This window comes from Luteimonas marina, assembly GCF_007859325.1.
GTDB classification, from domain to species: Bacteria; Pseudomonadota; Gammaproteobacteria; order Xanthomonadales; family Xanthomonadaceae; genus Luteimonas; species Luteimonas marina.
The window spans coordinates 1-13061 of sequence record NZ_VOHK01000004.1; the positions used below are offsets into that span (position 1 = coordinate 1).

The window sequence follows — 13061 nt, forward strand, 5'->3', positions numbered from 1 at the left end:
GGCAAGACCGCCAAGACCGATCCGATCGATGCGGCCCTGCTCGCACGTATGGCCGAACTGGTCTGCGCCCCCAGCGCCGCGCTGGAGCCCGAACGCGAGGCCCTGCGCGAGCTGGTCCAGCGCCGTGAGCAACTGGTCCGGCAACGCGACGACGAACGTCGTCGCTTGCACCAAGCCCAGCTGGCCGAGGTTCGCCACGATCTGATCGAACACATCGGCCAACTGCGCCTGCGCATCCGCCAGCTCGACAAGGCCATCGCCCAGACGCAACGACAACTCGATGACCACCTGAGCCAGCAGTTGCAGGCCATCGCCGGTATCGGAGAGGTCACCGCCGCCAGCCTGCTGGCCTACCTGCCCGAACTGGGACGGCTGGATCGCCGCCAGATCGCCGCCTTGGCCGGGCTGGCGCCCTACAACGTGGACAGCGGCCAGCACGCCGGCAAACGCCGCATCCGCGGCGGGCGGGCACCGATCCGCCGGGTGTTGTACATGGCCTGCTGGTCGGTGATCCGCACCCAACCCGACTTCAAGGATCGTTACCAGCGGCTACGCCAGCGAGGCAAGTGCGCCAAGGTCGCCATCACCGCCTGCATGCGGGTCCTGCTGACCCGGCTCAATGCCATGGCCCGTGATCGGACCGAATGGAAGGTGCCGGCCAATTAGGCAAAGACAGTTGCTCCTACGCCCGGATTGATGATCGCAGGCTGGCGTCAGCTCGGTCGCGCGATCACCGCAAGGTTCTCGCCCAGGCCCATGGCGAGGTAGGCGTCGCGGACCCGGTGGCGCAGGCGCCGCTGCTTCACCGCAGCTCCGGCGGCTACGCCCGGTGCGCGTGCTGCGGGCGTCGCTGAAGCACTGCTCGGCGCCGCCTGCACTTCGCCCGCGACGAGGTACTCGTCCAGCCCCATTCCCACGGTGAAACTGGTTTCGACGGTCCAGCCGCTGTTGGCCAGCACCCGCTCGAGCGTGCTCGCGTTGTAGTAGGCCAGATGGATCGGATAGGCACGATAGCGTTCATCGACCCGCGTCCTGCTCGACAGCGACGGCAGTGCCAGGCGCGCGCGCAGCGAAGCCTGGTTGGGCACCTCGATGAACAGGCGACCCTCGGGCGCGAGTACCCGTCGCACGATGGACAGGGCTTCGTCCGGCGACTCGAGGTGCTCGAAGACATGGTGCAGCGTCACCAGCCCGAATTCGCCCGCGGGCAGTTCGTCCGGATTTCCGGTGACATCGAGGCCCACGACCAGGCAGGCTTCGCGCCCACGCCGCCCCGGCTCGAAGCCCCTGGCCTCCCAGCCCCGTTCGCGCATGTGCAGCAGGAAGCCGCCGCCACCGGCGCCGTAGTCGAGGACCGAGCGCGGCGCCGACGCGGGCAGCCACGGCTCGATGCGCGAGAGCAGGAAGTCCGCGGTCTGCCCGGCCGACGACGATCCGGCGGTCTCGTGGCAGTCGTAGGTGCTGCCGTCGTAGAACGCGCCGAGCCGTTCGGAGGACGGACGCGGATTGACGAAGTCCAGCCCACAGTCCCGGCAGCTCATCATGCCGATCCGGCCACGCAGCGGCTCGAACACCTCGGGGCCGATCCAGCGACCCGGCGTCTGCACGCTGTCCAGTCGTTCGCCCGCGCAGACGGGGCATGCGCTCAGTGTCACGGCATCCGCTGTCGCCATCGCTGGTGCTCGCCCCTGTCAGAACGCCCACGCGATCGGCGGGGCACCCTTCGGAGAACGGCTGAAGCGGGGATTGGCGGCCAGCCGGCTACCTGCCCTGGCAGCCATCGAACCATGCCGGATACGATCGACTAGTCGCGATCGCCCAAGGTGGGCAGGGACACCGTGTCGAACCAGCGCTGCAGCCTGCGCCACAGCAGCAGTGCAGCCGGCGTCACCCGGATCACGCTCGCCGTCGTCGCCACGCCCGTGCCTGCGGCGGTCGCGGGCGCTACCGCAGGCGTGATCGCCTGACGCGCCGGCGCCGCAGTCGTGCCGCGTTCTGTCGCCGCGGTTGCATCCGCAGCCGGCGGCGACAGTGGGGTTGCCCCATTGCGACGCGCGCGCGTGCTGCCGCCGGAAAACGAACAGTCCGAGGGCGGCGAAACCGGCCAGCCGTTCCCGGGCCTCCAGTTCTGCAGCAGGCAACCATTGGCATAGGCGATGACTTCCTGGTTCGCTGGAATGCCGTTGAAGCGATGGGTTGGACCGCCACTGGGGAACCGCACCTCAACATCGACGCGATCCCGGGCCCCAAGTCCCGCATGGAGCCACTTGAGCGGATGCTGGTCGCTGACCTGCACTTCAAGGTTGGCCACGATCTGGGACGTGCCCGTCCGGTAGATGCGGACATTGGCGCCGACGCCGTCGGTGTTCTTGTTGACTCCCCGCACGCGAACCTTCAGCCAGTTCGCACCCTCGGTATTGGTCACGTTGCGCCAGATGCCGACGTTGCTCGGGTGCTGCGTCTTGACGATATCCAGGCGGCCGTCGTTGTCGAAATCGCCCACGCCGGCACGCGGACTCGCAGACACCCATCCACCACCTGCGCTCGTCCCCCCCGATGCACCGAAATTGACCGAGGAGCGACTGAAGGTCAGATTGCCGTTGTTGCGGAAGACCAGGGTGCTCGACGAATTCGAGCCGCCGGAGTAGACCACGTCAAGATACCCGTCGTTGTCCATGTCGGCGGCGATGATGTTGCCGTAGTTGGCCCAACAGTCGGGAGCACCGGCATCGGTGAGCTCGCCGATGCTGCTGCTGATGTCGGTGAATCCACCCTGCCCGTTGTTCCTGAACAACAGCACCTTGCGTGTGACCGGTGCAGGGCCACCGCAACGGCCGACGTCGACCAGCATCAGATCCTGGTACCCATCGTTGTCGAAATCCGCCAGCAACTGCACTCCCGAACCGCCGCCCCGGAACGCAGGCACTGCCTGCCACGTCAATGTGCCGCTGTCATTGCGCCAATAGCCGCCATTCGCCGGCTGCACGATGTCCGGCCAGCCGTTGCCGGTGACATCCCCCACCACTTGGTAGGCTTCGTCGCCACTGGCGGGACGGATCACGTTCCGGGTCATCATGTCCTCGATCTGCCGGCGGGAATCAACGATCTGGAGCGCGCCAACGCCGGTGAAGTCTCCGAATGCACAGATCCAGTAATCGCAGGCGAGGTCCTTGCCGGAGAACCAGGGCATGTGGCTGCCCGGCGTGCTGCCGTTGCGATAGCGCGCCGCAGGCAGATCGGAGTCCCGCGTCCAGAAGTCCTCGCGACCGTCGCCATCGAAATCGAGTGTCGTCACCCAGCCGCTGCCGCGCGGATTCATCGGATTGCCGATGTAGTAGTTCACATCGGAATTGCTGACCAGGTCGAGGCGCGCCGACCCGTCGCACCGGTTCAGCCAAAGCCGGCTGGTCGGGGTCGGGAAGCCATGGTCGTACACGAACGCATCGAGGCAGCCATCGCTGTTGAAATCCGTCCACATCGCGTCAAAGCGATAAGTCGAATCTGCAAGCTGATCGACCTGCTGTGCGGTCACGTTCTCGAACGCCAGGGTAGCCGCTGCCACATCCGAGCCCGGCACCGGCGTGATGGCACACATCGCGACGGCGAGGGCGGCCCATTTGCCGCGGTGGAATGTCATTGTTCGATTAGCCATAGGGCCTCCGGATTGCGATGTTGCCAATTGAATGCACGCGGCGTATGCGATATCGCCGCGCATGCTGGATTGAAGTACTGGCGCAACAGGTCTGCGCGACGGGACAACCTGTCGATCCAGTCGGGATCGGTTTCAAAGTGACGCGCCGCGGCTACGACCATCAACAGCTCGGGGTTGTGGCTGTCGGACCCATGGCCCTCGCTGTCCTGGATCGCTTCGATCCGGTCGATCGAGGCAGTTCCGGACGAGAAGTACCAGCCGATCGTGCCGCCGGCGTTGCAGGACGACAGCCACTTCCCGGCGCTGTCGTCGGGCGCGAAACCGTGCGCCTCGACGTAGCGCCCGAAGTCGCGCAGCATGGTCGGGATGCGCGGATCCGCGGTCACCCGCCAAGCGTGCCACAGGCCGCCGACGAGGTTGGCGCCCATCCACGGCGACGCGCCGCGCACGTCGGTGGCCGGATCGTAGGTGCTGCCTTCGTGCGCCTGCCAGGAGTGGGTCCACGCGCCAGTGACCGGATCGCCGCCGGGCGGCGTCTGCTGGTGTGCGTGCAGCCAGCCGAGCATGTCGTCGATCTGCTTGCGCACCCTGTCCGAGCCGGTGATCTCGTAGGCCGACACCAGGTGGTCCAGCGCCAGTCCCGCGTGGCGCTCGGTCCAGGACTGGTCACCGCCGCGGTACGGCCCCGGCGGGCCGCTCCAGCCGCCGAGGATCTGGTTGTCGGCCATGTGCGCGATCGTCTGCGCGTCCAGGCGGCCGGTGTCCCCGGCCAGTGCGACCAGCAGCAGGTGCGGAGTGACGTAGCTGTACTTGGGATCGCAGACGTTGGCGCGGTCGAACTCCCAGCCGCCGGTGCAGTCCGGCCAGCCGCCGCCGCGGCCGCTGCGCTTGATCTTCGACAGGTAGAAGGTGGCGGAATTGTAGAATTCGGCGAACAGCTCCGGACTGCCGCTGCGCACATACTGGTAGCCGATCACCGAAGCGCGGTCGAACAGGAAGCCGGTCGAGCTGCTGTAGGGCGTGTCCTTCGCCCATGCCCACTGGCGATCGACGTAGCGATCATAGTCCCGCTTCGGATCGTGCGCGAGCTGCGGTCCGGCGATGCCCGAATCGACCAGCCAGGCCGGATCCAGCGTCGCGATCACCCTGGGCACCGGTGCGTCCATCCTCCCCGGCCGCGTGCCGCGCTCGTAGGGCACTTCGTCCATGGCACGGGTGCGCGGCTGGCCGATGTCGAAGCGGTAGCCGGCCTTCGGGTCGGCGACGAACTGGACGCGCACCGCGCGGATGCTGTCGTCGGCCCAGTGCCAGCGCAGCGTCGACGCGACGAAGGCCGGCACCTCGGCGCCCGCGGCATCGAGGATGCGCACGCGGCCGGCGTCGGTCAGCACGCCCTGCGCGAACGGGATGCCGAGGTTCACCAGTTCGCTCGTGCCGACCTCGCCGTTGGCGGTGAGCCGAATGTCCATCGAAGGCAATGCCTGCGACGCCGGCGGCGACGCCTCCGACACGGCCTGCTCCCGGGTCGCCTGGATGTCCGCAGGCGCGGCATCGGCGCGCTCGGAGCACGCGGCAAGCACGGGCAGCGCCAGCACGGCGCACAGGACAAACGCCTGCAGCCGCGGGACGGGACGACCGGCAATGGGTGGGTGGATCATGAAAAGACTCTCCGGGGGGACCGTGTCGCGTACGCTCGGACAGTCCTGCCGCGGGTCTGGAACCCGTTGGAAGAACCCGAGTATAGAAATGCGTCGCCGGCCCCCTGCCCCCACCCCGCCAACGCGGCAGCACGTCACACTCCCCGGTCAGGGACCGGACAGGTGACGCGCGCCAGCGGGCAGGATGGTTGCCCCGGATCCGGCGTATCCTATTGCAAAATCAACGAGTTGTGGAATACATGACTGAAATCGATGTAGGTGTGCCCAAAGCCGCGGGAATCGCGCAAAGTGCTGCGAAAGGTGACGCAGGTCCGGTCGGGCGCTGGCCCCGCGGAAACGACGGCGGATTCCTCGTGGGCGGGCGGGCGCTGGCGACGGTCGTCGACGAAGTCGGCGGCACGCCCTGCTACCTCTACGACCGCGGCCGCCTGGCCGAGCGCGCATCCGCGCTGCGCGCCGCCTTTCCCGACCGCGTGCTGCTGCACTACGCGATCAAGGCCAACCCGATGCCGGCCCTGGTCGGCTTCATGGCCTCGCAGGTGGACGGCTTCGACGTCGCCTCGGCGGGCGAGCTGCGCGTCGCGCTCGACGCTGGCATGGACCGTACCCACATCAGCTTCGCCGGACCCGGCAAGCAGGAGGCCGAACTGCGCCAGGCGCAGGCCGCGGGCATCCTGGTCAACCTGGAGTCCTTCCGCGAGGTCGACCTGCTCGCGCGCGCGTCCGAGCGCAGCGGCACGCCCGCGCGGGTCGCGGTGCGGGTGAACCTGCCGTTCGAGCTCAAGGCCTCGGGCATGAAGATGAGCGGCGGCGCCAAGCAGTTCGGCGTCGATGCCGAACAGGTGCCGGCGCTGCTGCGGCGGATCGCCGACGCGGGCCTCGCCTTCGAGGGTTTCCACTGCTTTGCCGGCTCGCAGAACCTGCGCGCCGAGGCCATCGTCGAGGCGCAGCAGCGCAGCTACGATCTCGTCCGCGAGTGGCTCGACGTTTTCCCCGCGCCGCTGCGCATGCTCAACCTCGGCGGCGGCTTCGGCATCCCCTACAGCGACCGCGACCATGCGCTGGACACCGGCCCGGTGTTCGCGTCGCTGCACGGGCTCGCCGCGCGGACCGCGGGCGACTTCGGGCCGCAGGCGCGGCTGGTGATCGAACTGGGGCGCTACCTCGTCGGCGAAGCCGGCATCTATGTCTGCCGCGTGCTCGACCGCAAGATCTCGCGCGGCAAGGTGTTCCTCGTCACCGACGGCGGCATGCACCAGCACCTCGCCGCATCCGGCAACTTCGGGCAGGTGATGCGCAGGAACTACCCGATCGCGGTCGACGGCGGCGGCGGGGAACGCGAGAAGGCGTCGGTCGTCGGCCCGCTGTGCACGCCGCTGGACCTGCTCGGTGACGACATCGAGCTCGACCATTCGGCCGAACCGGGCGACCTCGTCGTGGTGTTCCAGTCCGGCGCCTACGGGCGGACCGCCAGTCCGCGGCAGTTCCTCGGCCACCCGGACGTGACCGAAGCGCTGGTCTGACAGCGCGACGGTTCAGGCAAGCAGCCGCCGGTAGACCTGCAGGTAGTCCTCCGCATAGCGCCGCCGGCTGAACTGGCGCTGTGCGTGTTCGACGGCCTGCCTCCCCATCTGCCGATGCCCGGACTCGCTGGCCAGAAGCTGCTGGAGCTTGTCCGCCAGCGGTGCAATGGCGGCACTTGCCGCGAGGTAGCCCGTGCGGCCATCGAGCACGACTTCGGGGATGCCTCCCACCTTGGCCGCAACCACGGGAACGCCACATGCCTGGGCTTCGGCCAGCACCAGGCCGAAGGCTTCGTCGCGAGCGCCATGCAGCAGCACGTCGAAACCCGGGAACCAGTTCTCCGGATCGCTCCGGAAGCCCTCGAAGAAGATCCTTCCGGAGAACTCCGGCAGGACCATCGCCCTGAGCGTGGCCTCCCGTTCGGCACTGCCCTGCCCCAGTATCACCAGGCGTATATCGTGCTCCGGATGATCGCGGGCGAACGACTGGAACGCGCCAATCGCCAGATCAATGCCCTTCACCTCTCCGAAATGACCGACGGCTCCGACCACCAGCTCTCCATTGCGGACACCTGACCGCTCGCGCATCTCCAGGCGCAGCCGCGGATCGTCCCGGAACCGGTCCAGGTCGATCCCGAGCGGAACGCACGACACCTTGTCCGGGTTGACGTAGTTGCTTGCGACGTAGTGCCTGAGCCTCTCCTGAGATGCAGTGACCACCGCCCCGACACGCAGCCCCACCAACGCATTGCGCAGGCGGTCGCGCAGACGCGCGGTCTCGATGCTCCTGGTGCGGTGGAAAGTCATGAGCAAAGCCGGCCCGGCGACCGGCATCGCGAGTGCCGCCATCGCTTCGCTGGCCGCATCGTGGGCATGGACGACGTCGATGCCATGCTCGCGACAATAGACGCGCAACTGCGAGAGCGCGGCAAGGTCGAAGACGCCGTTGCGTTCGAGGTTTATGGCGCCTGAAAACGACGTTCGCTCTTCAGGCGCGGAGTCGAACTCGTCCAGGCATCCGAGGTGGCACTCGATACCCAGATCCGCCAGGCCGCGTGCCAGCGCCACGATCGCCTCACGCCGTCCGCCCTGCCCGTAGGACAGGGTGAGGTGCAACACCTTCATCGTCGACCCGTTTCGCGATACATCCAGCATGAGAACGGGGTCCCGACCCCGACAAGGACATCACGGGCCCGGCAAGGCCCTGGCAGACAAGGTTCCCTCGCCAGGCCCGACCGTTCCGCAGCCCAATGCCCAGAGCAGGTTTGCCGCGAGCGCCAGCCGCGGTGTCCGCTCACCCGCGTCAATTGCGTTCTTGGCTTGGACGGAAGTGGCGACCTCGGGGCACCCCGACCCGGGGGCACCCCGACCCGGGCGACACCGTCCGCAGCGAAGCTGCCACCAGCTGCTGCCAACCGCATTCCACGCATCCAGGGAGGGTTCCGATCAATGAAGCGGCTGCGACGCGCTCTGGCAGACAGGCTCCTCGACGGGACCCGCGCGAGCCTCCGCCGCGACCGTCGTGCCCTGCCCCGGTTGCTCGAAGACGGCCTCGCCGTGAAGCTCGACGGAGCGGACGACGAAGCCTTGAGGCGTCGACTCGAAGCCACGTTCCTGTCCCTCGGCGGCGACGGCGCCGCTGCGGTCGTGGGTCTGCCGCACATCGGCCCGCTTCTGGAGCGCATTGACTACAAGTATGCGTTGTTCGGCAACAGATGGGCCGATCAAGCCGGAGGGTTCAACTTCAGGCTGGCATCGAGGCTTGCCGCTGGCCGCGGAATCACTTTCGACATCCTGGTGCTTCGCGCCGGAGAAGCGATCGCACCGCATGCACATGAAAACACGGTGTCAGGCATGCTCGTCGTCGAGGGAGAGGTGGGGTTCCGGACGTACGACGTGGTCGAGTCGAACGCCGAACGCGCAATCCTGAAGCCCGGACTCGCGGGAAGGTATGGTCCCGGCGGCGTATCGACCTCCTCGACAGGACACCACAACCTGCACTGGATACACGGATTCGCGTCGATCAACTACATCCTGCGGTTCACGGTGACCAACATTGGCGGCAGCCTGAACGAATCGAAGGCGCGCAGTGCCGCCCGCCACTACTGCATCCCGGGGGAGTCGCATCGCGAAGGCCTGGTGCCCGGCCGCTGGGTCTCAGCGGCGGAAGCGAAATCGACCCCATTTCCCGTGGACGGGCTCGATGGCTGGATCCTGAGGCAACCCGCCTTCGCACCGGAAATCCGATCCAGGGCGGTTTGAATGAGCAACGAACACCCGCTGACCATCGAACGCGCAGGCATTGACCGGGAAGGTGACGGCGCACGGCTTCATGCACTGGTGGATGGCCGTGAGCTCTGGTTCCACGTCCCTGCACGCCTGTCGCCAGTGCTCCGCGCCGATCCATTCCTCGCGGCGGCCCTGTTGCCTGCCATGCGCTCGTGCCGTCCGATCGCGATCGATCCCTCCCTGCCAGTATCCCCGGCACTGCTCGCCGGGATCGCACGATTGCAGTCCATCTTCCGGCTGTGGTTCGAATGGGCGCATCCGGTGGAAATCACCGGTGGAACACCGGAACCAGCCCCGGAAAGCCATGGCGTGGGCGCGCTGTTCTCCGGTGGCGTCGACAGCAGCTTCACCTTGCTCGACAACCAGCATCAGATCGATAATCTGCTATTCGTTGATCGCGTCGACACCGGCAAGAAGTTCAACAGCTCCGCGTACCACAGCGCCCTTCCAGCGATGCAGCATGTCGCGAGGCATTTCGGCGCCGAGCTGCTTGAAGCATCGACAAACGCGAAAGAGTTCAGCCATGGCTATGGCATCGACTGGCACGATGCGATGGGAGGTTGCTTTTCTGCGTTGGCAATGAGCTGCAGGTTCGCGGAGCTGAAGTTCCCTTCCAGCACTCCCTGGCTGGATCTCGCCCCCCTCGGCACGCATCCGGTCACCGACCCGCTCTGGTCGACCGAGACGACGAAGATCGTCCATCACGGCAGCGAGCATCTCAGGATCGAGAAACTTGCCAGGTTGGCAGGCTCCCCCGTGATCATGGACAACCTTCGGGTCTGCATGCAGGGAAACGCGGGAAACTGCGGAAAGTGCGAAAAATGCCTGCGCACCATGGCCGGGATCCGGGCGATTGGCGCGAGATCCGGATCATTGCCTCCGCTGCTTGATCCGGCGCCCATCCGCCACGTCAGGCTGGGCGGGACGCTGGTGCTCGATTGGGAGGAAATCCTGCATGCGTGTGATCCACAGGTCGATCCGGCCCTGTGGCGCGCGGTCAAGAAAATGACGGTGCGCAGGCGAATCCGGGCCTCCTTGCGCGACCTGAGGGATCAAATGCGTTCCCTGCTCAATATGCGGGCTGCTTGACGGCGATTGCTCGCACGACCGGCGCGTGGCGCCGGCTCTCGCGTGGTGGCACTCAGCGTGCTTCCTCGCCGTCCGCCTCTTCGCGCAAGCCGTCGATCCACCGCAACCACCTTCGCCAGAGGGACAGGATGGGTGGTTGAATACTCACCTTGCCCTGCATGTCGGTTGAACCCCCGGCCCCAGGCGTCCGGACGCCAGCGCCAGCCGCGTCACTGCTCTGCGCGGCACGTGGGAACCTCTGACCAACCGTCATGTCGAGCACAGCAAGAGGCGCCCTTCCAACGGTGAAGCCGGTCAATCCATGCCCCTGATTCTCCGAGATCCCTCGCTGCGCCCGGAAGGACAATTCCGACTTGCTCAGAGGTTCCCTTGCTGACGCCTCGACTGGGGGGGGCTTCAGAGGCATCGAGCCGTTGCGACGTCGCGGGACGCTTCCCGAACTGCTTTCCAGCGCACCGATCTCGATCCGCGCACCGGGCACCCGCGTGACCTGCGTGCCGATCGCCATCTTCGCGCGCAGCGGCGGGTCGAACTGCGGCAGCAACAGCGGCGACGGGAACGGGAACGCGGCGGGACTGGGCGGCTGCGGATTGCCGGCCGAAACCAGCGGGCTGTTCGCCGTCGGGCGCAGCTGGAACTGGCCGAGGTTGGTGAACCCCGGATCGCCGCCGCGCAAGGTGCCCGTCCACTCGGTCGGCACCAGAGTCGCCGAGGTCTGCACCCAGTTGTTGCTGCCGGCGACCTTGCGCCCGTTGGTCCATGGCTCGCGGCTGGTCGGCGCGCAGTACGGTGCTTCCACTTCGGATGCCTCGTGCACGCGCAGGATGTTGGGCGCGGCGCCGGTGCCGGTCTGGTAGACGACGTTGTTGTGCATCTCCAGCGACTCCAGCCCCAGCTGCACCAGCACCGCGTTGGCGATGCCGGCGCGGTTGAAGATGATCGTGTTGTTGACCATGCGCAGGCGGCCCTGGCTGCGTCCGTTGAGGTCGCCGCCGGCGCGGATCGCGTTGCGCCAGCCGGCGCTGTGCACGATCACGTTGCCGACCATGTCCACGTCTTCGCGGCGCAGGGCCGGCGTCCAGCCCGACTGCTGCGTTTCGCAGTCCGGTCCGATCAGCTCCAGCTCCTGGTAGGCCGAGTTCTCGAACCAGTTGTAGTAGATCAGCGCGCGCTCGTGCCGGTTCTTCAGCAGGTTGCCGCCGTTGCCGTCGTGCACGTAGTTGTAGCGCATCAGGAACACCGAACCCGGGTACGCCACCTGGTCGGATTGCATGTAGATCGGATGACGGCTCGTTCCCGATCCTGAGTTGTACACCTCGCTGTATTCCAGCGTGAATGAACCGGAATTGTTGTCTGCACCGAGGATGCCGTGCGAGGGGCAGTCGCGGATGACGGTGTCGCGCACGGTCACGTCGTGCGCTTCGCTGAACAGACACGACAGCGAGCCGCCGCGCACGTCGAAACCCTCGAACACCACGTGGTTGGACTGCTGGAACTTGATGGTGTGTGTACCGCCGCTCAGCACCGGACGCGTCGAACCGACCGAGCGGTTCCAGCGGAACGTCACTGGATTCCCGGCCGCGCCGCGGTCGCCGCTGCGCACGACGATGTTGCCGCCGTAGGTCGCGCCGCCGTCGACCAGCACGATGTCGCCGGGCTCGAGGTCGACCGCGTCGACCAGCGCCGACAGTTGCGTGTACTGCCGGCCCGATGGGCCGACCGTGTAGGTCGCCGCGAGGGCGAACGACGGCAACGTCAGCCAGGCGCAGGCGATGGCGGCGCGAGACAGGGCAAGAGGCATACGGCTACTCCGGATCTGAGCGAATCCCCTGTCCTGCAGCGCAGCGACGATCTGCAAGTCCAGCGCATAGTAACCCCCCTGCGCGGAAGCGGGACCTTCCGGCTCATGAACGCCCCGGGGGCCGGCGTTCAAGGTCGACGTCGCACGGCGACCGCCACGGTGCCGCCGGCATGCCCAACCTCAACTGCCGTCCTCAGCATCGCGTGCGACGGAATGAACACGTGGATATGCCGGCCGGAGAAGTGTCCCGGGCGCATACAACGTCGATGGTGACGGCTCGTGTGCGTGCGAAACCGGCCTCGCAACTCCGGCCCATCCAGGGTGATCCACCGTGAAGTATCGGCGCGCCGATGCGCGATCGCAGTCGCTGGCTGCGCGCCTTCCCCACGGAATTGCGCCACGTATCGTCGAGCATCCACGGCGCAGCAGCGAACCGGGAACACGACCGGCACATTCGAGAAAAAGCCAACCGGAAAGGTTGGCATTCTTGAAGAAATGTCCAAAAAATGGCGCGCCCGGAAGGATTCGAACCTCCGACCCCCAAGTTCGTAGCCTGGTGCTCTATCCAGCTGAGCTACGGGCGCGCGGCAGAAGCGGAATTATGCCGAATCCGCCGTTGTCCAGTCAACGTGGCGCCGGCGGAAAAGCATTGCAAAACTGGCGGAGACTGAGGGATTCGAACCCTCGATGGAGCTTTTGACCCCATACTCCCTTAGCAGGGGAGCCCCTTCGGCCTCTCGGGCAAGTCTCCGGGAATCGCGTGAGGCAGACACACCACGCCGCGACAGGCGGCGAAGGATACCGGAGTCGTCACCGATGCGGCAAATCAGTCGCCGTCGGTGCCGGAACCACGCGCCGGCTCGGCTTCGTCGCTGCGCCGGATGCGCTGGTAGATTTCCTCACGGTGGACGGCAACATCCTTCGGCGCGGTGATGCCGATGCGCACCTGGTTGCCCTTGACGCCGAGGACGGTGACGGTGACCGAATCGCCGATCATCAGGGTCTCGCCGACGCGGCGGGTCAAAATCAACATCAGAACTTCTCCGTGG

General features: G+C 66.8%; 10 protein-coding genes and 2 tRNA genes. 4 read left to right on the plus strand and 8 right to left on the minus strand.

Annotated elements, in window-relative coordinates:
• A partial coding sequence (locus FQY83_RS09215) for a transposase (protein WP_146387291.1) occupies positions 1-666 on the plus strand: 666 nt, incomplete at its 5' end.
• A 47-nt stretch (positions 667-713) separates the two neighbouring features.
• On the opposite strand, the gene FQY83_RS09220 is transcribed toward FQY83_RS09215, so the two are convergent.
• From FQY83_RS09220 to FQY83_RS09230, 3 genes are all read right to left on the minus strand, one after another.
• On the minus strand, positions 714-1655 hold the full coding sequence (locus FQY83_RS09220; RefSeq protein WP_158636475.1) for a class I SAM-dependent methyltransferase: 942 nt from the start codon (positions 1653-1655) through the stop codon (positions 714-716).
• Positions 1656-1804: 149 nt separating this feature from the next.
• On the minus strand, positions 1805-3637 hold the full coding sequence (locus FQY83_RS09225) for an FG-GAP repeat domain-containing protein (protein WP_158636476.1): 1833 nt from the start codon (positions 3635-3637) through the stop codon (positions 1805-1807).
• Positions 3634-5310 carry a hypothetical protein gene (locus FQY83_RS09230; RefSeq protein ID WP_146387297.1) on the minus strand — a complete coding sequence of 559 codons (1677 nt, stop codon included), beginning with the start codon at positions 5308-5310 and terminating at the stop codon, positions 3634-3636. Before FQY83_RS09230 ends, FQY83_RS09225 begins: the two co-directional genes overlap by 4 nt.
• Positions 5311-5549: 239 nt before the next feature.
• Between FQY83_RS09230 and FQY83_RS09235 the strand changes: the two genes are divergently transcribed.
• Positions 5550-6833, plus strand: a complete 1284-nt coding sequence (locus tag FQY83_RS09235; protein WP_146387299.1) for a pyridoxal-dependent decarboxylase, exosortase A system-associated — start codon at positions 5550-5552, stop codon at positions 6831-6833.
• A gap of 12 nt (positions 6834-6845) precedes the next feature.
• On the opposite strand, the gene FQY83_RS09240 is transcribed toward FQY83_RS09235, so the two are convergent.
• Positions 6846-7958, minus strand: a complete 1113-nt coding sequence (locus FQY83_RS09240) for a glycosyltransferase family 4 protein (RefSeq protein ID WP_158636477.1) — start codon at positions 7956-7958, stop codon at positions 6846-6848.
• 324 nt (positions 7959-8282) lie between these two features.
• Between FQY83_RS09240 and FQY83_RS09245 the strand changes: the two genes are divergently transcribed.
• Positions 8283-9095 (plus strand): hypothetical protein, encoded by an 813-nt coding sequence (locus tag FQY83_RS09245; protein ID WP_146387304.1) that lies wholly within the window; start codon positions 8283-8285, stop codon positions 9093-9095.
• Positions 9096-10211, plus strand: a complete 1116-nt coding sequence (locus FQY83_RS09250; RefSeq protein ID WP_146387306.1) for a hypothetical protein — start codon at positions 9096-9098, stop codon at positions 10209-10211.
• A gap of 52 nt (positions 10212-10263) precedes the next feature.
• Here the strand turns inward: FQY83_RS09250 and FQY83_RS09255 are convergent, their stop codons facing one another.
• From FQY83_RS09255 to csrA, 4 genes are all read right to left on the minus strand, one after another.
• A complete protein-coding gene (locus FQY83_RS09255) occupies positions 10264-12144 on the minus strand; it encodes a right-handed parallel beta-helix repeat-containing protein (RefSeq protein ID WP_146387308.1) in 1881 nt (626 codons plus the stop codon).
• A gap of 375 nt (positions 12145-12519) precedes the next feature.
• Positions 12520-12596, minus strand: a tRNA-Arg gene (locus tag FQY83_RS09260).
• 74 nt (positions 12597-12670) lie between these two features.
• Positions 12671-12763, minus strand: a tRNA-Ser gene (locus tag FQY83_RS09265).
• 75 nt (positions 12764-12838) lie between these two features.
• A complete protein-coding gene (gene csrA / locus FQY83_RS09270; protein WP_146387310.1) occupies positions 12839-13045 on the minus strand; it encodes a carbon storage regulator CsrA in 207 nt (68 codons plus the stop codon).
• Positions 13046-13061 lie beyond the last annotated feature (16 nt).